Origin of the sequence: Bradyrhizobium sp. 164, from assembly GCF_023073715.1 — a bacterium.
GTDB lineage: Bacteria > Pseudomonadota > Alphaproteobacteria > Rhizobiales > Xanthobacteraceae > Bradyrhizobium.
The window spans coordinates 137414-157602 of sequence record NZ_JADPKA010000008.1; the positions used below are offsets into that span (position 1 = coordinate 137414).

Annotated in this window: 17 protein-coding genes; 10 read left to right on the forward strand and 7 right to left on the reverse strand. The window is 64.5% G+C overall.

What is annotated here, in order from left to right:
* The first annotated feature begins 157 nt into the window (after window positions 1–157).
* Together hfq and hflX are read left to right on the forward strand one after the other, a co-directional pair.
* Window positions 158–406: an RNA chaperone Hfq gene (hfq, locus tag IVB01_RS03765; protein ID WP_007591126.1), complete on the forward strand. Its 249-nt coding sequence runs from the start codon at window positions 158–160 to the stop codon at window positions 404–406.
* 11 nt (window positions 407–417) lie between these two features.
* Window positions 418–1815, forward strand: coding sequence for a GTPase HflX (gene hflX, locus IVB01_RS03770; RefSeq protein ID WP_247281088.1), 1398 nt, complete (start codon window positions 418–420; stop codon window positions 1813–1815).
* Between the two features lie 59 nt (window positions 1816–1874).
* Here hflX and mazG read toward each other — a convergent pair whose 3' ends face one another.
* Window positions 1875–2729, reverse strand: a complete 855-nt coding sequence (mazG, locus tag IVB01_RS03775; protein ID WP_247281089.1) for a nucleoside triphosphate pyrophosphohydrolase — start codon at window positions 2727–2729, stop codon at window positions 1875–1877.
* Window positions 2730–2854: 125 nt separating this feature from the next.
* Here mazG and queC point away from each other — a divergent pair, with 125 nt between their 5' ends.
* The gene (gene queC / locus IVB01_RS03780) at window positions 2855–3568 is read left to right on the forward strand and encodes a 7-cyano-7-deazaguanine synthase QueC (protein WP_247281090.1); all 714 of its coding nucleotides are present in this window, start codon (window positions 2855–2857) and stop codon (window positions 3566–3568) included.
* A 121-nt stretch (window positions 3569–3689) separates the two neighbouring features.
* Here queC and IVB01_RS03785 read toward each other — a convergent pair whose 3' ends face one another.
* Genes IVB01_RS03785 through nthA form a run of 3 tightly spaced genes read right to left on the reverse strand, consistent with a single transcriptional unit; the run spans window position 3690 to window position 5361 of the window.
* A complete protein-coding gene (locus IVB01_RS03785; RefSeq protein ID WP_247281091.1) occupies window positions 3690–4073 on the reverse strand; it encodes a nitrile hydratase accessory protein in 384 nt (127 codons plus the stop codon).
* Window positions 4073–4732 carry a nitrile hydratase subunit beta gene (nthB, locus tag IVB01_RS03790; protein WP_247281092.1) on the reverse strand — a complete coding sequence of 220 codons (660 nt, stop codon included), beginning with the start codon at window positions 4730–4732 and terminating at the stop codon, window positions 4073–4075. The genes IVB01_RS03785 and nthB overlap by 1 nt, the downstream gene beginning before the upstream one ends.
* On the reverse strand, window positions 4729–5361 hold the full coding sequence (gene nthA, locus IVB01_RS03795; protein ID WP_247281093.1) for a nitrile hydratase subunit alpha: 633 nt from the start codon (window positions 5359–5361) through the stop codon (window positions 4729–4731). Before nthA ends, nthB begins: the two co-directional genes overlap by 4 nt.
* Window positions 5362–5695: 334 nt before the next feature.
* Here nthA and IVB01_RS03800 point away from each other — a divergent pair, with 334 nt between their 5' ends.
* The 4 genes from IVB01_RS03800 to fsrB all read left to right on the forward strand — a co-directional run bounded on the left by IVB01_RS03800 (window position 5696) and on the right by fsrB (window position 11363).
* A complete protein-coding gene (locus IVB01_RS03800) occupies window positions 5696–6847 on the forward strand; it encodes a methionine ABC transporter ATP-binding protein (RefSeq protein WP_247281094.1) in 1152 nt (383 codons plus the stop codon).
* Window positions 6837–7502 carry a methionine ABC transporter permease gene (locus tag IVB01_RS03805; protein WP_247281095.1) on the forward strand — a complete coding sequence of 222 codons (666 nt, stop codon included), beginning with the start codon at window positions 6837–6839 and terminating at the stop codon, window positions 7500–7502. Before IVB01_RS03800 ends, IVB01_RS03805 begins: the two co-directional genes overlap by 11 nt.
* A 522-nt stretch (window positions 7503–8024) precedes the next feature.
* Window positions 8025–10013 carry a TonB-dependent siderophore receptor gene (locus tag IVB01_RS03810; protein WP_247494253.1) on the forward strand — a complete coding sequence of 663 codons (1989 nt, stop codon included), beginning with the start codon at window positions 8025–8027 and terminating at the stop codon, window positions 10011–10013.
* Between the two features lie 57 nt (window positions 10014–10070).
* Entirely contained in the window at window positions 10071–11363 is a 1293-nt protein-coding gene (fsrB, locus tag IVB01_RS03815) for a siderophore utilization protein FsrB (RefSeq protein ID WP_247281096.1), read from the forward strand.
* A 142-nt stretch (window positions 11364–11505) separates the two neighbouring features.
* Here fsrB and IVB01_RS03820 read toward each other — a convergent pair whose 3' ends face one another.
* Window positions 11506–12711 (reverse strand): Xaa-Pro peptidase family protein, encoded by a 1206-nt coding sequence (locus IVB01_RS03820; protein ID WP_247419516.1) that lies wholly within the window; start codon window positions 12709–12711, stop codon window positions 11506–11508.
* 479 nt (window positions 12712–13190) lie between these two features.
* Here IVB01_RS03820 and IVB01_RS03825 point away from each other — a divergent pair, with 479 nt between their 5' ends.
* From IVB01_RS03825 to IVB01_RS03835, 3 genes are read left to right on the forward strand one after another with little or no spacing between them, the layout of a single operon-like run.
* Window positions 13191–14210 carry a TRAP transporter substrate-binding protein gene (locus IVB01_RS03825; RefSeq protein ID WP_247419514.1) on the forward strand — a complete coding sequence of 340 codons (1020 nt, stop codon included), beginning with the start codon at window positions 13191–13193 and terminating at the stop codon, window positions 14208–14210.
* A 16-nt stretch (window positions 14211–14226) separates the two neighbouring features.
* A complete protein-coding gene (locus IVB01_RS03830; RefSeq protein WP_247281098.1) occupies window positions 14227–16116 on the forward strand; it encodes a TRAP transporter large permease subunit in 1890 nt (629 codons plus the stop codon).
* 20 nt (window positions 16117–16136) lie between these two features.
* Window positions 16137–17786 carry an acyl-CoA synthetase gene (locus tag IVB01_RS03835; protein WP_247281099.1) on the forward strand — a complete coding sequence of 550 codons (1650 nt, stop codon included), beginning with the start codon at window positions 16137–16139 and terminating at the stop codon, window positions 17784–17786.
* 72 nt (window positions 17787–17858) lie between these two features.
* Here IVB01_RS03835 and IVB01_RS03840 read toward each other — a convergent pair whose 3' ends face one another.
* Both IVB01_RS03840 and IVB01_RS03845 read right to left on the reverse strand, forming a co-directional pair.
* The gene (locus IVB01_RS03840) at window positions 17859–18836 is read right to left on the reverse strand and encodes a TRAP transporter substrate-binding protein (protein WP_247281100.1); all 978 of its coding nucleotides are present in this window, start codon (window positions 18834–18836) and stop codon (window positions 17859–17861) included.
* Window positions 18837–18875: 39 nt separating this feature from the next.
* Window positions 18876–20189: a TRAP transporter large permease subunit gene (locus IVB01_RS03845; protein ID WP_247449074.1), complete on the reverse strand. Its 1314-nt coding sequence runs from the start codon at window positions 20187–20189 to the stop codon at window positions 18876–18878.

Here is a 20189-nt window from a genome sequence, read left to right on the forward strand (position 1 = left end):
TGAAGCGGCTTGCCTAATAAGCCCACCTGTCCTCTAATTGCACAGCTGTTCCTTCCGAGGGGGATCTCATGAGGCACGGCAACCGGAAGAGGCTCCGAATTTCAAAAGAGGGCCGCAACCGGCGCAATAAAAAGAAACTCAAAGCGAGATAAAAACAATGGCGGCAGACCGCGCACAAAACCTGCAGGACACCTTCCTTAATCACGTTCGCAAAACCAAGACGCCACTGACGATCTTTCTGGTCAACGGAGTGAAGCTCCAGGGCATCGTGACCTGGTTCGACAATTTCTGTCTGCTGCTTCGGCGCGACGGTCACTCGCAGCTTGTCTACAAGCATGCGATATCGACCATCATGCCGGGTGCGCCGATCCAGTTGTTCGAAGGCGGCGAGGATCAGCCGGCTTGAGAGTGATCTGATTGGAACCCCGAAATTTCGACGGGGATGCCGACCGTCCGCGGCCGGCAGGGGCTAAGCAGACGGGGCGGGTGCTTGTCATCGGCCCCTACTTGCGTGTGCGCGCGGGCAGTGCCGACGTGCAATCGGAAAACCATGGCTTGTCTAATCAAGTCCTGCGTAACGCCGAGGCCCGGCTCGATGAAGCCGCGGGCCTCGCGCGCGCGATCGATCTCGTCATTGCCGACGCCATTATCGCGCCGATCAGCCAGATCAGGCCGGCGACCTATATCGGCAAGGGCAAGGTCGAGGAGATCGCGGGGCTGATCAAAAGCCTCGATGTCGAGCTCGTGGTGATGGATTGCGCGCTGGCGCCGATCCAGCAGCGCAATCTCGAGAAGGAGCTGCACGCCAAGGTGCTCGACCGCACCGGGCTTATTCTGGAAATCTTCGGCCGCCGCGCCAAGACCAGGGAAGGCTCGCTCCAGGTCGAGCTCGCGCATCTCAACTATCAGCGCTCGCGCCTAGTGCGCTCATGGACCCATCTCGAACGCCAGCGCGGCGGTTTCGGATTCATGGGCGGTCCCGGCGAGACGCAGATCGAAGCCGACCGCCGCCTGATCCAGGAGCGCATCTCCAAGCTGGAGGGCGAACTGAAGAAGGTGCAGGCGACGCGCCGCCTGCACCGGGCCGGGCGCCAGCGCGTCCCGTATCGCGTCGTCGCGCTGGTCGGCTACACCAATGCCGGCAAATCGACGCTGTTCAATCGCCTGACGCGCGCCGACGTGCAGGCCGCCGACATGCTGTTCGCGACGCTCGACCCGACCCTGCGGGCGCTGAACCTGCCGCACGGCGGCAAGGCGATGCTGTCCGACACGGTCGGCTTCATTTCCAATCTGCCGACACAGCTCGTCGCCGCCTTCCGCGCCACGCTGGAGGAGGTGTTGGAGGCGGACGTCATCCTGCATGTCCGCGACATCTCGCATGAGGATGCCGAAGCGCAGCAGAGCGACGTCGACGCGGTGCTGCGCCAGCTCGGCATCAACCCTGATGATTCCGGCCGCATCATCGAAGTCTGGAACAAGATCGATCGTTACGATGCCGAACAGCGCGAAGAGCTTTTGAACATCGCCGCACGCAGGCCGGAGGACCATCCGGCGATGCTGGTCTCCGCCGTGTCGGGCGAAGGGGTGGAAGCACTGCTCGCCGCGATCGAGCAACGGCTCGCGGCCAAACGCACCACGCTGGATCTCTCCATCGACGCCGCCGACGGCGCCGGCATCTCCTGGCTGCATCGCAATTCCGAGGTGCTGTCCAAGAAGCTGCACGACGGCCGCTTCGACATGACCGTGCGGGTCGACGAGACCAAGCGGGATATCGTGGTGTCTAGGTTCGATGCGGTGCCGCATCTCTCAGCGTAGACGCTGTCGTCCCGGATCTGCGCGCGCTTGAGGCGCGCTTGTCCAGGACGACATTTTGGTTAACGGCGAACTTCTTTGCGTCCCTCCGACGCCGGCTTTTCGTCGACCTTCGCCTCGTTCCATAGCGCATCCATTTCCGCGAGCGAGGCCTGCTCCAGCGTGCGCCCCTGCGCCTCCAGCGCGCGTTCGATATAGGCGAAGCGCCGCTCGAATTTTGCATTCGTCGCCCGCAAGGCGCTTTCCGGATCGGCATCGACATGGCGGGCGAGGTTGACGAGGGCGAACATCAGGTCGCCCGTCTCCTCCGCTAATTCCTGCTTGTCGTTGCGGTCGAGCGCGGCCTCGATCTCGTCGGCTTCCTCGCGGATCTTTTGCAAGACCGCGCGCGGATCGTTCCAGTCGAAGCCGACGGTGGAGGCCGTGCGCTGAAGCTCCATGGCGCGCGTCAGTGCGGGCTGGCCGGCCTTCACGCCCGACAGCAGTGATTTGCGCGCCGGCGCGTCCTCCGGCGGCCGGCGCGCGGCGCGCTCGGCTTTCTCCTCGGCCTTGATGCGGTCCCAGACTTCCTTGACGTGAGAGGAGGCGAGATTTCCGTCCTTGTCGGCGAAGACATGAGGATGGCGGCGGATCATCTTGCGGGTGATGGCTTCGACGACGTCGCCAAACGCGAACGCGTTCTGCTCCTCAGCCATCTGGGCGTGGAACACGACCTGCAATAGGAGGTCGCCGAGCTCCTCGCGCAGATCGTCGAGGTCGCCCCGTGTGATGGCGTCGACCACCTCATAGGCTTCCTCGATCGTGTAGGGCGCGATGGTCGCGAAATCCTGCTCGAGGTCCCAGGGGCAGCCGGTCACCGGCGTGCGCAGCGCCGCCATGATCTCGATCAGGCGGGAGATGTCGCGGGAAGGGGTCATTGCGGGGCAGTCTCCTGGCTCCAAACCTTATGCCAAAAGCGGGCGCCCGTTCCCAGCGGAGCGCGGCGGAACAGGCCGATTTCCACCGATTGGCGGGCGGTCTGCGCAGTGCTAAAGCGCGGACCATGAGCGACGCATTTTCATCGCAGACCGCCTTGGTGCTGTTTTCCGGCGGCCAGGATTCCACCACCTGCCTCGCCTGGGCACTCAGCCGTTTCGCCCGCGTGGAGACGCTGGGGTTCGACTATGGCCAGCGCCATGCCATCGAGCTCGCCTGCCGCGACCGCCTGCTCGAGGGCATCAAGGGCCTGCGCGCGGATTGGGCCGCAAGGCTCGGCGACAGCCACACGCTGTCGATCCCGACGCTGGCGGCCGTGTCCGAGTCGGCGCTGACGCGGGACGTCGCGATCGCGATGGGCGCCGACGGCCTGCCCAACACCTTCGTGCCCGGGCGCAATCTGGTGTTCTTGACCTTCGCCGCGGCGCTGGCCTACCGGCGCGGTATCAGCCACATCGTCGGCGGCATGTGCGAGACCGATTATTCCGGCTATCCCGATTGCCGCGACGAGACCATCCGCGCCATGCAGGCCGCGCTCTCGCTCGGCATGGCGAGAGCCTTCGAGCTGCATACGCCGCTGATGTGGATCGACAAGGCCGCGACGTGGAAGCTGGCCCACGATCTCGGCGGCGACGGCCTCGTCGATCTCATTCGCGAGCAGTCGCACACCTGCTATCTCGGCGAACGCGGCGCGCAGCATGAGTGGGGCTACGGCTGCGGCGAGTGCCCGGCCTGCAGCCTGCGTGCGAAGGGGTGGCGGGAGTTTGCGGCGGGGCGGTAGGCGTCTCGCTCCGTTGTCATTGCTGTCGACGAGGAGCCCTTGCGACGAAGCAATCCAGACTGTCGCCGCGGAGGGATTCTGGATTGCTTCGCTACGCTCGCAATGACGAAGGCAGCGACAGCTACGCCTTAAAAAAATCCTCCGGCCGCAGCTCGATCGGCTTGCCATGCGGCGTGCGATCGGCGGCGTGGTCCCAGGCGTTGCGGTAGCGGTGAAGCGTCTCCGTCGAGGCGACGCCCTTGCGTGCGACGAGGCCTTCCAGCGTGGCGAGCCAGTGCAGGTAATAGGTCTCGCCCGTATCGGGATCGCCAGCGGCCTGTGCGCGCTTGATCTCGTCGGCCAGTACGGCGGCCCATTCCGGCCAGGTGAACACGCCGCGTTCGTGCAGGGTGAGCGCCATCGCAAACGCATGCGCCTCCCAGGGCGCGCGGAACACCGGGCCGTCGTCGTCACGGGGAATGCTCGGAATGGCCGCCGTCGCGGCGGCCGCAAGCGTGCGGCTCATCACGCCGGATCCAGATAGGGCTCGAACGCGTCGATCGAGACCTTCGAGTTCGGATCCCCGTCCGCCCCCCAGAGATCGCGGCCCTCGAACACGACCGTGTAGAGCCATTGCGGATTTTCGCCGCGCTCCATCGCCGCCGTGTCAGGAAACACGTGGCAGCCATGGTTGAGCTCGACGACGCCGACATGGCCGCGCACATAGCGCGGCAGCCGTGTATGCGTCGCCGGATGAATGTTCTTGGCGCGCACGCGATCGCCGATCGCAAATTTCGCCGGGGCCGGGGCAGGGCGGGCGAACTTGCCGCGCACCATCACGCGCTCGACATTGGCGAGATCGAACTTGCCGTGCTTGAGCGGCTTTGCGGGCTGCATCGCGTGGCCGGCAGCGACCTCCTCCCTGGTGAGATAGCCCTTCTCGATTAGCATCTCCTCGAGCCCGAGAAACCACTTCTTGTAGTAGGAGCTCGACAGATAGACGTCCGGCGGCAGCGTCTCGCGATAGTACCGCGAGGTGTCGATGTTGAAGGCACCGGCCGCGCCCATCGCCCGCACCATCGCGAGGACACGCGATTCCCAATCGGCGTGGAACATCGGCTCGTTCGGCTCGGGCTCGACCTTACCGAACCCGTCCATGCCGCCCATGTCGTGCACGCCGTTCACGACGGCGCTCCCGGCGTCTTGGGAAAGCCGGTGCCGATCATGGAGTCGCGGGTGACGAGCTCGGCGAGCTGCTCTTCGCTCCAGCCTTCCGTGCCTTCGGGGCGCATCGGCAGCACCAGGAAGCGCGTCTCGGCAGTAGAATCCCAGACACGGATTTCGATCTTCTTCGGCAACGTGACGCCGAAATCGGCGAGCACGCCGCGCGGGTCCTTCACCGCACGGGAGCGGTAGGGCGCGGCCTTGTACCAGACCGGCGGCAATCCCAGCATTTCCCAAGGATAGCAGGAGCATAGCGTGCACACGACCATGTTGTGACGCTGCGGCGTGTTCTCGACCACGACGAGATGGTCACCGACGCGGCTGACATGCCCGAGCGTGCCGATGGCTTTTGAGCCGTCCTCCAGCAGCGCCTGTTTGAACGCCGGATCGGTCCAGGCCTTGGCGACGACGCGCGCGCCATTATGCGGGCCGATCTTGGTCTCGTAGGCCTCGATGATGGCATCGAGCGCGGCCGGCTCCACGTAACCTTTTTCGGTCAGGATCGTCTCGAGCGCGCGCACGCGCAGCTCGGTTTCCGATAGTTCGGAATGATCGTGATCGTGGTGATGGTGGTCGTGATCATGGCTCATGGGACGAAAGATAGGCGCAAAGGTCCCCGCCTGTCGAGGATGCGTGCTGGCGCCACGGTAGGATGCAAAGTGAGGTCGATGCCAGGGCCGCAGGTCCGGATTCGCCGTGCTCGGATCAGACGACAGCCCGGCAGATGATTTTTCTTCGCCAAGGAGCGATCGGGAAAACTTTGTCCAACTGCCCGCCGATATCTGAGATTGCAAGAAGGGTCTGAAAGGGCGATGGTGCGTGCTGCGATGCAGCGCGCTTTCTGAGCCCTCATCGCAGTTCCATCTCCGTCGCGCGATGCGACCCGGCTTCCCGCGCGCTTTTGCGGGCAAGCGACCATTGTGCATGAAGGCCGCCGCCATGAACGCCCACCAATCGCTTGCGATCGGACAGCCGATCCAGACGTCTGAAGCGATTTCACCCGCCATGACCGAGTCGGACGCGATGGTCCGGTTCGCAGGCATCTCAAAAACCTATCCGGCCTATCGCGGCAAGCCCGGGGTCAAGGCGCTGCAAGACATCGACTTCGCGATTCCGCGCGGCTCCATCACCGGCGTGATCGGCCGCTCCGGCGCCGGCAAATCGAGCCTGGTCCGGCTGATCAATGGGCTGGAGAAGCCGACCACGGGCCGCGTCATCGTCGATAACAGAGACATCTCGGCGCTTGCAGGGCGCGAGCTGCGGCTGGCGCAGCGCTCGATCGGCATGATCTTCCAGCACTTCAACCTGCTGTCGTCGCGCACCGCGGCCGATAATGTCGCGCTGCCGCTCGAAATCGCTGGCTGGGGCAAGGCCGACACCAAGGCCCGTGTCGCCGAGCTGCTGGCGCTGGTTGGCATCGCCGACAAGCACGATCGCTATCCCTCGGAGCTCTCCGGCGGCCAGAAGCAGCGCGTCGGCATCGCGCGGGCGCTGGCGACGCGGCCGAGTGTGCTGCTGTCGGACGAGGCGACCTCCGCGCTCGATCCGCAGACCACGCGCGCGATCCTCGACCTGCTCGCGAGCATCAATCGCGAGCTGGGCGTGACGATCGTGCTGATCACGCACGAGATGTCGGTGGTGCGTCAGCTCGCCAAGGAAGTGGTGGTGCTCGACGCCGGCCATGTGGTTGAGAGCGGCCACGTCGCCGACATCTTCACCCATCCCAGGCACCCGATCACGCAATCCTTCCTGGCGGAGGTGATCGGCGACAGTCTGCCGGTATCGCTGGCGAGCCGCATTGTTCCGGAGCCGGTCGCAGGCGGGCAGGCCGTGATCCGAGTCCAGGTCCGCGGCGCCGGCGCCGGCGATACGCTGGTGGCGCGGCTTGCCCGTGAGCTCGATCTCGACGTTGCACTGCTCTCGGCGCGCATCGACGAGATCAGCGGTCAGCACGTCGGCTCACTCGTTCTTGGCATTCCCGTTGGCATTTTTGGCGGAGAGGACGCGGTGACGCGGACGTTCGCCTGGCTTTCTCGATATCAATTCCCGGCGGAGCGTCTCGGCCATGTCGCCTGAACTCATCAACCTGATCATCCAGGCCACAGGCGAAACCCTGTTCATGGTCGGTACCGCGGCGCTGCTCGGCACCGTCTTCGGGCTGCCGCTCGGCGTCTTTCTCGCAACCAGCCGGAAGGGGGAGCTGTTTGCAGCGCCTGCCATCAACGGCGTGCTCGGCGTCATCGTCAACGCGACGCGTTCCACGCCCTTCATTATCCTGGTCGTGGCCATCATCCCGTTCACGCGCCTCGTCGCCGGCACCTCGATCGGCTCGACCGCGGCGATCGTGCCGCTGACGATTGCCTCGACACCGTTCATCGCACGCCTCGTCGAAGCCGCCATCCGCGAGGTCGATGGTGGACTGATCGAGACGGCGTCCTCGTTCGGCGCCTCGCCAATCCAGATCGTGCTCAAGGTGCTGATCCCCGAGGCGCTGCCGGGCCTGCTGCTGGCGCTGACACTCGCAGTGGTCAGCCTGCTCGGCTATTCCGCCATGGTCGGTGCCGTCGGGGGCGGAGGTTTAGGTGATCTCGGCATTCGCTACGGCTATCAGCGCTTCATGCCGGAGATGATGCTCGCCGTCGTCGTCGTGCTGATTGCGCTGGTACAACTCGTTCAGAGCGCGGGCGACTATCTGGCGCGCCGCGTCAACCGGCGGCTGCGGCATCGCTGACGCCGTTTCGAGATATTCCCGACAGGCAGATTCTTGTCTGCCTGGAAACATTCCAAATTCCGAATCGCGACTGAGCGCATTCGCCGCACTTGCTGCGCACACGTCTGGAGAGATTCTAACGCTGTTCCTATCGCACTCCGAAACAGCCTGAGTTAGGCCGGGGCATCAAAAACGATACCGGCAAAGCCGGCAGTGCGTGGGGCCTTGAGCGACGTGACCGACTTCCGACTTCCTTCGCGTTCCGATACGCGTCTTCGACAGATTCAGGTGCTTTTCCTCGGAGCGGTCAGCACATTCTCTTTCGCCGTGCCCTTCAGTTCCGTGCAGGCGCAGACTCAGATTCCCGCTGTCACCGTCGACGCGCCGGCGCAGCGCGGCCGTCCGGCCGCCGTTGCCTCGTCCCGGCGGTCGTCGGCAACACGCACCGCACGTGCCAATCGTCGCGCTCCGGCGCAACAGGCTGCGCCAACCCAGTCCGCATCGGCATCGAACAGCGGTACCGGCGAACGCGCCAATGGCCCGGTGCGCGGTTTCGTTGCCACGCGGAGCGGCACCGCCACCAAGACGGATACGCCGCTGATCGAAACCCCACAATCAGTATCCGTCGTCACCACCGATCAGGTCAGGAATCAGGGTGCGGTCTCGATCGGCGAGGCGCTGCGCTACAGCGCGGGCATCAGCGGCGACGTCAATGGCGGATCGGACACGCGCTTCGGCGCCCTCCAGATCCGCGGCTTCGACACGACCATGTCAGGCCTCTACGTCGACGGCTTGCGGATTCCATCCAGCAACTACGTGCACTTCAACGGCCTCGATCCCTACGGGGCCGAGCGCATCGAGGTCCTCAAGGGGCCGTCCTCGGCGATGTATGGCGGCAGCGGCACGGGCGGCATCCTCAACTATGTGATCAAGCTGCCGACCGCGCAGCAGTTCGGCGAGGCCTCGATCTCGGGCGGCAGCTTCAATCGCTATCAGGGCCAGTTCGACATGGGCGGCCCTGCCAACAAGGAAGGCACCGTGCTGTGGCGCCTCACCGGTGTGGTCCGCGACGGCGAGACCCAAGTCGACTTCACCAAGGACAACCGCGTCTTCATCGCGCCCGCCGTCACCTTCAAGCCGAACGAGGACACGACGATCACGCTCCTCGCCAACTATCAGAGGGATCGGGCAGGGTGGGGCCTTCAGTTCCTGCCGGCTTCGGGCACGGTGTGGCCGAACAACGGCCGCACCATCCCCGTCTCGTTCTTCGCGGGAGTGCCGAGCTTCAACGCGTTCAACACCGAGATTGCGACCGCCGGCTACCAGCTCTCGCACAATTTCACCGACAACATCACGTTCCGCCAGAACCTGCGCTACGCCTATCAGCACAACGAGGAAAAGACCTTCTACGGCACGGGATACACTGACGAGGCGGCGGGGCAGCTGGGGCGTTTCGGCAGCTACAGCAACTCCTACATCAATTCCTTCGCGGTGGACAACCAGCTCCAGGGCAAGTTCACCACCGGCATCCTCAGCCATACCACGCTGGTCGGGATCGACTATCGCAACACCGCATTTCGCGACACAGCCTTTGCCGTCACGACGTCGTCGCCGGAGGTCAACGTCTTCAACCCGGTCTACAGCTACGATTGGACCCTCGGCGGCATGTACGACAACACCGGCGTCAAGCAGTCGCAGGTCGGCCTCTACGCGCAGGATCAGATCAAGCTCGGTCGGCTGTCGTTTCAGCTCGGCGGCCGCCAGGATTTCGTGACGACGCAGCTCGACAGCGGTATCACCAACACGTCGGTCTCGAAGGATGCTTCGGCCTTCACCGGCCGCGCCGCCGTCATGTACAATTTCGACAACGGCATCGCCCCTTATTTCAGCTATTCCGAGTCGTTTCTGCCGGTGCTCGCGACAGGACCGGCCGGGCAGATGCTCAATCCCGAGACGGGCGTCCAGTACGAAGTCGGAGTCAAGTACCAGCCGATCGGATGGAATGCGCTGTTCACCTTCGCCGCTTTCGACCTGACGCGCGACAACGTCGTCACCTACGCGCCTGGGATCGTCTTTGCCGAACAGACAGGTCAGGTGAAATCGCGCGGCATCGAACTCGAAGGCACGATGTCGCTCGCGGACGGCTGGAACCTGCGCGCGGCCTATGCCTATGTCGACGCCATGGTCACGCAGGATCCGGTGAATGTCGGCAAGGCCCCCGTCACCGTGCCGCTCAACCGCGCCTCGCTGTGGAGCGATTACACGCTTCAAAACGGGCCGCTCGCAGGCCTGCAGTTCGGCGGCGGCATCCGCTATGTCGGCGCGACCTGGGGTGACGATGCCAACACGTTCAAGGTGGTATCCTCGACCGTGCTCGACGCGCTGCTCGCCTACACCCGTGACAATTGGCGGCTGTCGCTCAACGTGACCAACCTTGCCGACACGCGCTATGTCGCTGCGTGTTACAGCCTGTCGGGCTGCATGTATGCCGATGGGCGCAAAGCGATCGGCAAGTTGACCTACCGCTGGTGAGTTCGCACCGAGGTCCGGGAATGGGGAGCCGGACCTGATGGATGAGAGTGGGAGACGATGAGAGCGATATTCGGCAGGTTGCATCGCTGGGCGGGACTGCTCACCGCCGGCTTCCTGTTCTTCTCCGGCATCACCGGGGCGATCATCTCCTGGGATCACGAGATCGACGATGTCCTGAACAGTCACCTGTTCGACGTCAGCAGCAAGGGTCCGGCGATTCCCTCGATCGAGCTCGCCAAGATGATCGAGCAGCGCGATCCCCGCGCGCGCGTCGTCTATCTCTTCATGACGCCGGAGGAGGGCCACTCGCTGTGGTTCTTCGTCATGCCGCGGATCGATCCCGCAACCGGCAAGCGTTACCCGCTCGACTACAATCAGGTCTTCCTCGATCCCAACACCGGCGCCGAGCTCGGCCGGCGCTATTGGGGCGCGGTATGGCCGGTGACGCGGGAGAATTTCGTCTCCTTCCTTTACAAGCTGCACTACACCATGCACATCCCGGAATTCTGGGGCAGCGACCGCTGGGGCATGCGCGTGCTCGGCGTGATCGCCATCATCTGGACCATCGATTGCTTCGTCGGCTTCTATCTGACGCTGCCCTCGCGCAGGCGCGCCAAGGCGGCGCGGGCGCCGGAAGTCACGCGCCAGCTCGAGCGCGGTTTCTGGGCGCGCTGGGCGCCAGCCTGGACCATCAAGACTTCGGGCAGCGCCTACCGGATCAATTTCGACATCCACCGTGCCTTCAGCCTGTGGACCTGGGGCGTGCTGTTCGTCATCGCCTTCACGGCATTCTCGCTGAACCTCTATTTCGAGGTGTTCTCGCCGCTGATGAAGATGGTGTCGAACTACACCCCGACGCCCTATGAGCAGCGGCGTTATCGCGATCTCGACGATCCCATCGAGCCCAAGGTCACCTTTGCCGAGATTGCGGCGCGCGCGGCGGCCGACGGCAAGGGGCGAGGGTGGACCACCCCGGTCGGCGCGATCAGCTACGGCCCGGCCCATGGCGTCTATGCCGCCGCTTTTTTCCATCCTGGCGATGATCACGGCGCCGGCGGCGTCGGCCCGGCGCAGCTTTATTACGACAGCGAGGATGGCCGCCCCATTGGCGCACGGCTGCCCTGGGTCGGCACCGCCGCCGACATCTTCGTGCAGGCGCAATTCCCGCTGCATTCGGGCCGCATCGTCGGGCTGTTCGGCCGCATCCTGATCTCGATCATGGGCCTCGTCGTGGCGGCACTCTCGGTCACCGGCGTCGTGATCTGGTGGCGCAAGCGCCGTGCCCGCGTCCGCGCGCGCGAGACCGCGGCGATGCGCCTCGGCCAGCAGCAGCTCACGCCAGCAGAGTAGGGCGTGGCATCGCCCAGCTATGCGGCCGCGCCGAGCGGCATTATCTCGACCTGCGCGAAATGCTTCGCCAAGGAAGCGCCGAGCCAGAGCTGGTTCGCGGCGGGCGTCAAGAAGGGCGCAGAGCCAGCTCGATCAACCGCCGCTACGCTAAGGCGCTGCCGCCAAGATTCCACCCGCGGCCACCTTCGCCGAAAATTTCGTAGCCCGTCGACGTCACCGCAACTGTATCCTCGAGCTTGATGAAGCCGCGCCTCGGATGCTTCATTGTGGTCTCGATCGAGACCACCATGCCGGCTTCGAGCGGTTGACGGGCGTCGGTGTCGTCGTAGGGAATCGGACCTCTGGCGGTCAGGCGAGGGGCTTCGTGGCTGACGAGCCCCATGCCGTGGGCGAGGAAATCGGTGCAGTCGCGCTGGGTGATCTGGGCGAGCTGGCGTTCGGCCGCGACGTAGATGTCGCCGCCCAAGGCGCCCGGCCGGACGGCCGCGAAGGCGGCGCGCTGGACCGCCTCGATTTCGGCCAGACAATCCTTCAGCTCCGCATCCGGCGCGCCCAACACGGCCATGCGGGCGACGTCGCCGATATAGCCGTGATAATTGCCGCCGGAGTCCAGCGACAGCACCTCGCCTTGCTCCCAGTGCTGCGCCGATGGCGCCCGGTTGTGGCTGCTGCCGCAGGCCAGCAGGCAATACTCGAAGGTCAGGCCGCGGTTGGCTTCGGCGAGGCGCAACGCCTCCGACAATTGCCGCTTGGTCGTGCCCCGACCGTGCCCGGCGATCACCGCCAGCATGGATGCGACGACGAGCTCGGACGCCGTCTTCAGCTTCGCCAATTCCTCCGCCGACTTGACTGCCCGCAGCCGCTCCAGCACCAGCACCGCATCCTTGAGCTCGGCACCGGGCAGGGTGTCGGCCAGCGCCTTCCCGGCGTCCATCGGCATGAACGGCATCTCGATACCGATCCGGTTCAATGGCACGCCGGCCTGCCGAATCAGGCCCGCAGCCTGCGCAATGGCGTCCACCGAACCATTGGATTCGGTCCGGACCTGCGGCACCCAGGGCGGCGCGACCGCGCGCTGATGGGTCTCCAGCCGGTGGCCGACATAGACCGCTTTCTCAGGTGCGCCCTTGGGATAGACCAGGACCGGCAAATAGCGGCTGACGCCGAGCGCGTCCATGTAGCCGAAGAAGATCGCGCGCTCGGCGCCCAGCAGATACTGCACATTGTGCTTGGAGGTCGCGATCAGGACGTCGAGGCCGGCGGCCTCCATGAGACGGTCGAGCTTGGCGGCATCGAACGGAATGGCGCCCGAGGTGGCGGCGCCGGCAACGGCAACGGTCTCCTGCATGACGAACCTCCCATGGTCGCGGCGGTTTGATCTGCCTGCGAATTCCTGATCATGACCATCCGACTTAATAGCCGGGTGGTCAGTTGGCTCCTGATGTTAGGGCCGGAAGTAGGGTCCGAATAGCTCGGAGGTCAGGCGCCCCAACCCGCGCACGCCCATATCCACGTTCGCATAAGGTATATTATGGAATATCTTTATGTACAATTAGATCAGTCATTTAGATGAAATTCCTGCCACTACACCTTCGCTCCGGGGCCATTTTCGGGTTTGCGCCGGCCGCCGCACCGGCTCTTTGGCGGCTACTGTGCATGGGGTTGTTTTCGCATTTTTTGTGCGGCCATCTCTCCGAAAGCCGATATTGCCGCGACGTTGTCCGACTGCAATAAGCGAGCCTTCACGAGATCGCAGATGACCTTCTGACCCGGCGTCCGTATAGGTTTGCATCTCACAACAACAACAAACTCCGAGGAAGCAGACCCATGAGCTTTTCCCGACGCACGCTTCTCAAGGCCTCCGCCGCGACCGCGGTCCTGGGCGGCCTCAGTGCGCCCCATGTGGCCCGCGCCCAGAGCGCCGAGTTCACCTACAAATACGCCAACAACCTGCCGGACAGCCATCCGCTGAACGTGCGCGCCAAGGAGATGGCCGCGGCGATCAAGGCCGAGACCAACGGCAAGTTCGACCTCCAGATCTTTCCAAACAACCAGCTCGGGTCCGACACCGACATGCTGAGCCAGATCCGCTCCGGCGGCGTCGAGTTCTTCACGCTGTCAGGGCTGATCCTCTCGACCCTGGTGCCGGCGGCGTCCATCAACGGCATCGGCTTCGCGTTCCCGGACTACGACACGGTCTGGAAGGCCATGGACGGCGATCTCGGCGCCCTCGTCCGCGGCGAGATCAAGAAGGCCGGGCTCGAGGTCATGGACAAGATCTGGGACAACGGCTTCCGCCAGACCACATCGTCGACCAAGCCGATCACCGGTCCGGACGATCTCAAGGGATTCAAGATCCGCGTGCCGGTGTCGCCGCTATGGACTTCGATGTTCAAGGCATTCGATGCAGCGCCCGCCTCGATCAATTTCGCCGAGGTCTATTCGGCGCTCCAGACCAAGATCGTCGAGGGCCAGGAGAACCCGCTGGCGATCATCTCGACCGCAAAGCTGTACGAGGTGCAGAAGTACTGCTCGCTGACCAACCACATGTGGGACGGCTTCTGGTTCCTGGCCAACCGCCGTGCCTGGGAAAAGCTGCCGCAGGACGTACGCACCGTCGTCGCCAAGAACATCAACGCCGCTGCCGTCAAGGAGCGTGAGGATACCGCCAAGCTCAACGCCAATCTCCAGCAGGAGCTGGCGGGCAAGGGCCTGACCTTCAACCAGCCGGCCGTGGCCCCGTTCCGCGACAAGCTGCGGTCCGCCGGCTTCTATGCCGAATGGAAGGGCAAATACGGCGATCAAGCCTGGGACCTCCTGGAAAAGGCGGTGGGCAAGCTGTCGTAACGCGTTAGGCCTCGTCATGCCTCATGTCGAAGTCGAGGTGACCGAAGTGGCGGGCGAGGCGACTGTTCAGTCCCCTCGCCGACCTTCGTTGCTGGCTTCGCTGGAGCGCGCACTTGGCCTTCTTGTGGAGATCCCGGCGGCGATCCTGGTCGTCGCCGAGATCGCGATCCTGTTTGCCGGCGTGGTTGCGCGCTACGGACTGCATCGGCCGCTGATCTGGTCAGACGAGCTCGCCTCGATCCTGTTCCTGTGGCTCGCCATGCTGGGCGCGGCAGTCGCATTCCGCCGCTCCGAGCACATGCGCATGACCGCGGTCGTCGCCAGTGCCCGGCCCGCGTTGCGGGCCTATCTCGATCTGATCGCGACATCGGCCGCGCTGGCGTTCCTGGTGCTGATCGTCTGGCCGTCCTGCGACTATGCTTATGAAGAGAGCTACATCACCACACCGGCGCTCCAGATCTCGAATATGTGGCGTGCTGCGGCGCTGCCGGCCGGCATCGGCTTGATGGCGGCGTTCGCCTTGCTGCGGCTGCTGCGCGCCGCCGATTACCGGATGGTTGCAGCCGCCGTATTGTCGGTTGCGGTCCTGATCGGCGCATTCTGGCTGGCGGAGCCATCGCTGCGCCCCCTCGGCAATCTCAACCTGGTCATCTTCTTCGTCGGCGTTGCCGGCTTCTGCGTCTTTGCCGGCGTTCCCATTGCGTTCGGCTTCGGGCTCGCGATCTTCGGCTATCTGGCGCTGACCACGCGCACGCCGGTGATGGTGCTGGTCGGCCGGATGGATGAGGGCATGAGCCACCTCATCCTGCTCTCGGTGCCGCTGTTCGTGTTCCTGGGGCTGCTGATCGAGATGACCGGCATGGCGCGGGCCATGGTGGCGTTCCTGGCGAGCCTGCTCGGGCATGTCCGCGGCGGCCTGCATTATGTGCTGGTCGGCGCGATGTACCTGGTCTCCGGCATCTCCGGCGCCAAGGCCGCCGATATGGCGGCGGTCGCGCCGGTGCTGTTCCCGGAGATGAAGCAGCGCGGCGCCAGGCCCGGCGACCTCGTCGCGCTCCTTGCGGCGACGGGGGCCCAGACCGAGACCATTCCGCCCAGCCTCGTGCTGATCACCATCGGCTCGGTCACGGGCGTGTCGATCGCCGCCCTCTTCACCGGCGGTCTATTGCCCGGCGTGGTGCTGGCGATCACGCTCTGCATGCTGGTGTGGTGGCGCTACCGCCACGAGGACATGAGCCACGTCCGCCGCGCCAAGGCATCCGAGGTCGGCAGGACTTTCATCATCGCCCTGCCCGCACTCGCGCTGCCCTTCGTGATCCGCTACGCCGTGGTCGAGGGCATCGCGACCGCCACCGAGGTCTCCACCATCGGCATCGTCTACGGCGCCCTTGTCGGCGTTCTGGTGTACCGCCGCTTCGACTGGCGGCGGTTGTTTCCCATGCTGGTCGAGACCGCAGCGCTGTCGGGCGCAATCCTGCTGATCATCGGCACCGCAACCGGCATGGCGTGGGGCCTGACCCAATCCGGCTTCTCGCGCTCGCTGGCGGCGGCCATGACGGGATTGCCCGGCGGGGCGGCGACCTTCATCGCCGTCTCGATTCTGGCCTTCACCATTCTCGGCAGCGTGCTGGAGGGCATTCCGGCAATCGTGCTGTTCGGGCCGCTGCTGTTCCCGATCGCCCGCGCCGTCGGCGTGCACGAGGTGCACTATGCGATGGTGATCATTCTCGCCATGGGTATCGGGCTATTCGCCCCACCCTTCGGCGTCGGCTATTATGCCGCCTGCGCCATTGGACGCGTCGACCCGGCCGAAGGCATCAGGCCGATCTGGGGCTATCTGCTGGCGCTGCTCGTGGGATTGATCATCGTCGCGATCTTCCCCTGGATCTCGATCGGATTCCTTTAAGGCGCTTTCAGGAGGTGTCGATGAGTGAGCGGCAGAACCAGTACAATATCGGCCTCGACAAGACCCCCGCCAATTATGTGCCCCTCAGCCCGTTGAGCTTCCTCGCGCGAAGCGCCGCCGTCTATCCCGATCACGTCAGCAGCGTCTATGAGGGCCGCAGCTTCACCTGGGCGCAGACGCACGAGCGCTGCCGACGCTTTGCCTCTTACCTGACAGGCAAGGGCATCGGCGTCGGTGACACCGTTGCTGCGATGCTGCCGAACGTTCCGGCGATGAACGAGGCGCACTTTGCCGTCCCCATGACGGGCGCCGTGCTCAACGCGCTCAACATCCGCCTCGATGCGCCTTCCATCGCGTTTCAGCTTGACCATGGCGGGGCCAAGATCATCCTGGTTGACCCGGAATTCTCCGGTGTCATCAGTGACGCACTCGCACACATGACCGGGCCAAGGCCATTCGTGATCGACGTCGACGATGCCGCCTTCAAGGGCGGCAAGCGCATCGGCGAGATCGAGTACGAGGACGCCGTCGCGCAAGGCGACCCGAACTTCGAGGCCGTCCTGCCGACCGACGAATGGGATGCGATCGCGCTGAGCTACACCTCGGGCACCACGGGAAATCCCAAGGGCGTGGTCACCCATCATCGCGGCGCGTATCTGAATGCCGTCAGCAACATCCTCGCCGGCAATCTCGGTCAGCACCCGGTGTATCTCTGGACGCTGCCGATGTTCCATTGCAACGGTTGGTGCTTCCCCTGGACCATCGCAGCCTCAGCCGGCATCAATGTCTGCCTGCGCAAGGTCGAGCCGACCAAAATCTTCGAGCTGATCAGGCAGCACGGCGTCACCCACATGTGCGGCGCGCCGATCGTCTACAACACGCTGATCAATGCGCCCGACGCGCCAAAGGGCGAGGTCGCGCGCCGCGTCGTCGGCCTGATCGCAGGTGCGGCGCCGCCCGTCGCCGTGCTCGAAGGCGCCGAAAGCATCGGCATCAAGCTGACGCATGTCTACGGGCTGACCGAGGTCTACGGCCCCGCCTCCGTCTGCGCCGAGCAGCCCGGCTGGGACGAGCTTCCGCCCGCCGAACGCGCGCGCATGAAGCGCCGGCAAGGCGTGCCCTACCCGCTTCAGGAAGCCGTCACCGTCATCAATCCGCAGACGATGCAAGAGGTGCCGCGCGACGGCGAGACCATCGGCGAGGTCATGTTCCGCGGCAACATCGTGATGAAGGGCTACCTCAAGAACGAGAAGGCGACCAAGGAAGCCTTCGAGGGCGGCTGGTTTCACACCGGCGACCTCGGCGTGCTCGACGAGCACGGCTACGTCATCATCAAGGACCGGTCCAAGGATATTATCATCTCCGGCGGCGAGAACATCTCATCCGTCGAGGTCGAGGACATCCTCTACAAGCACCCGGCCGTGCTGTTCGCCGCCGTGGTCGCCAAGCCCGATCCGAAATGGGGCGAGGTGCCCTGCGCCTTCGTCGAGCTGAAGGACGGCGCCAGCGCGAGCGAGGCTGACATCATCGCCTTCTGCCGCAGCCACATGTCTGGGTTCAAGACGCCGAAAGCTGTCGTATTCGGGCCGATTCCAAAGACTTCGACCGGCAAGATCCAGAAATTCCTGCTGCGCAACGAGGTCGGCTCGGCCAAGGCGATCTCGGCCTGAGGTCACCTCGCGCAGCCTGCGAGTAAATCCTGCTCCCACGCCTGTTTGGTGGGGCAGGATTTTGCTTTGTCCTCACATCTTCTTGTAGGCGTCGATCAGCGCCTGGCCATCGGGTCCGGCCTTCTTGAGCCAGTCGGCGGTGAGCTGCTCGCCGATCTTCTGGAAGCCGGCCTTGAGGGCGGGGCTCGGCGGCTCCACCGTCATGCCTTTGGCCTTGAGCTGTTCGATGTACCAGGTGCTCTTGTCTTGCCAGGCCTTCCAGCCGCGGGTTTCCGCCGTCGCAGCCGCCTTGAGGATCGCCTCCTGCGTCGGCTTGTCGAGCGCCTCGAACGCGGCCTTGTTCACGAAGGTGTAGTCCTTCGGAATCCAGGCCTGCACGTCGTAGAAGTATTTGAGCGACTCCCAGGCCTTCGCATCGTAACCCGTGCCGCCCGACGACATGAAGGAGTTCACCACGCCGGTCGCAAGTGCCTGCGGCAGTTCGGCAGCCTGGATCGTGACCGATTGTGCGCCGACCAACTCGCCGATGCGCGCGGTGCCGACATTATAGGCGCGCCACTTCAGGCCCTTCATGTCTTCGATCGTCGCGAGCGGCTTGTTGACGTAGACGCCCTGCGGCGCCCACGGCACGGCGAACAGCAGCTTGAGGCCCTGCGCATCGAGCTTCTTGGCGATCGCGGACTTGGAGGCCTGATACAGCTTCATCGCGTCGGGGAAGCTGGTCGCGAGGAACGGCACGACGTCGACACCGAAGAGCGGGTCCTCGTTCTCGTGGATCGACAGCAGCACCTCACCCATCTGCGCCTGCCCGGTCACCACCGCGCGCTTGATGTCGGGCGCCTTGAACAGCGAGGCCCCCGGATGAACGGTGATCTGGAGCTTGCCGGACGTGGCGGCCTCGACGTCCTTGGCGAAGGCGATCAGATTTTCGGAGTGCGGATTGTCGGCAGGATAGGCGGCCGGCAAATTCCATTTGGTCTGGGCCAAAGCAGGTGCCGCGGCCATCACGACGCCGGCGATCAGGCACGCGCGGACTAAACGAGACATCATCGGGCTTCTCCTTAAGGTCAATCTGAAAGACGGGTATGCTCAGTCTGGGAAAGCAAGCTTCGGCAAGAACATCACGATCTGCGGATACTCCGTGATGATGAACACGGCGGCCAGCAGCAGGACGAAGAATGGGAAGGCCGCCCGTGCAACGGTGAACGTATCGCGGCCACTCATGTTCTGGAGCACGAACAGATTGAAGCCCACCGGTGGCGTGATTTGCGCCATCTCGACGTGGATGATGAGATAGACGCCGAACCAGACCAGATCGAGGCCCGCCTGCCTGACCATGGGCAGTACGATGACGGCGGTCAGGACGATCATCGAAATGCCGTCGATCAGGCATCCCAGGATGATGTACATGATGCTGAGATAGAGGGCGAGCATGCCGGGTGTGAGCTGCTGCCCCTGGACCCAGGTGGCGAGCGCCGCCGGAATACCCGTATAGGCCATCGCAGCCGTCGTATAGGCCGCGCCTGCCAGGATTAGCATGATCATGCAGGTCAGGCGCGTCGCGCTCATGATGCTCTCGAGGAAGTTCTTGCGCGTGAGCGTGCCGCTCCACCACGCCAGCAGCAGCGCGCCTGAGACACCCCACGCAGCGCATTCCGTCGCCGTCGCGAAGCCGAGCACGAGCGACAGGAAGACCGTCAGGATCAGCAGCAGGCAGGGCGCCAGCTTGGCCGACTCGCGGAGCTTCTGCCGGAACGGCATCGGCGGATCGCGCGGCGGAATTTTCTTTGGGTTGAGCAGCGACCAGATGATGATGTAGCCGGAATAGAGCACAATCACGAGCACGCCCGGCAGGAAGCCGCCGAGGAACACCTGGAGCACGGAGACATTCGCCGTGACGGCATAGACCACCATCGGGATTGAGGGCGGAATCAAGAGCCCGAGCGTGCCGGAGCCCGCGAGCGATCCGAGGCTCAGGCCCTTGTCGTAGCCACGCTTGTCGAGTTCCGGCAGTGCGATCTTGCCGATGGTCGCACAGGTCGCGGCCGACGAGCCCGACACCGCCGCGAAGATGCCGCAGCCGATCACATTCACATGCGTCAGCCGTCCCGGCAGCCACTGCACCCAGGGTGACAGGCCGCGGAACATCTCTTCCGATAATTTTGTCCGGAAAAGTATCTCTCCCATCCAGACGAACAGCGGCAGTGCAGCCAGCGTCCAGGACGCGCTCGCGCTCCAGGTCGTGGTGGCGAGCACCGTACCGAGCGGCAAACTCGTCGTTAGCGCCATCGCCACGAAGCCGACGAGCCCGAGCGAGACCGCGATCCAGACGCCGCTGCCGAGCAGCAGGATCATGACGCCGAGCAGGATGAACGACAGCTCGATCATGCCGAGATTGGCCAT

Excerpts from the sequence above, each read along its gene's own strand:
- hfq (WP_007591126.1), top strand. The coding sequence starts at position 158 with ATGGCGGCAGACCGCGCACAAAACCTGCAGGACACCTTCCTTAATCAC.
- mazG (WP_247281089.1), bottom strand. The coding sequence starts at position 2,729 with ATGACCCCTTCCCGCGACATCTCCCGCCTGATCGAGATCATGGCGGCG.
- queC (WP_247281090.1), top strand. The coding sequence starts at position 2,855 with ATGAGCGACGCATTTTCATCGCAGACCGCCTTGGTGCTGTTTTCCGGC.
- IVB01_RS03785 (WP_247281091.1), bottom strand. The coding sequence starts at position 4,073 with ATGAGCCGCACGCTTGCGGCCGCCGCGACGGCGGCCATTCCGAGCATT.
- nthA (WP_247281093.1), bottom strand. The coding sequence starts at position 5,361 with ATGAGCCATGATCACGACCACCATCACCACGATCACGATCATTCCGAA.
- IVB01_RS03800 (WP_247281094.1), top strand. The coding sequence starts at position 5,696 with ATGAAGGCCGCCGCCATGAACGCCCACCAATCGCTTGCGATCGGACAG.
- IVB01_RS03805 (WP_247281095.1), top strand. The coding sequence starts at position 6,837 with ATGTCGCCTGAACTCATCAACCTGATCATCCAGGCCACAGGCGAAACC.
- fsrB (WP_247281096.1), top strand. The coding sequence starts at position 10,071 with ATGAGAGCGATATTCGGCAGGTTGCATCGCTGGGCGGGACTGCTCACC.
- IVB01_RS03820 (WP_247419516.1), bottom strand. The coding sequence starts at position 12,711 with ATGCAGGAGACCGTTGCCGTTGCCGGCGCCGCCACCTCGGGCGCCATT.
- IVB01_RS03825 (WP_247419514.1), top strand. The coding sequence starts at position 13,191 with ATGAGCTTTTCCCGACGCACGCTTCTCAAGGCCTCCGCCGCGACCGCG.
- IVB01_RS03830 (WP_247281098.1), top strand. The coding sequence starts at position 14,227 with ATGCCTCATGTCGAAGTCGAGGTGACCGAAGTGGCGGGCGAGGCGACT.
- IVB01_RS03835 (WP_247281099.1), top strand. The coding sequence starts at position 16,137 with ATGAGTGAGCGGCAGAACCAGTACAATATCGGCCTCGACAAGACCCCC.
- IVB01_RS03840 (WP_247281100.1), bottom strand. The coding sequence starts at position 18,836 with ATGATGTCTCGTTTAGTCCGCGCGTGCCTGATCGCCGGCGTCGTGATG.
- IVB01_RS03845 (WP_247449074.1), bottom strand. The coding sequence starts at position 20,189 with ATGGCCAATCTCGGCATGATCGAGCTGTCGTTCATCCTGCTCGGCGTC.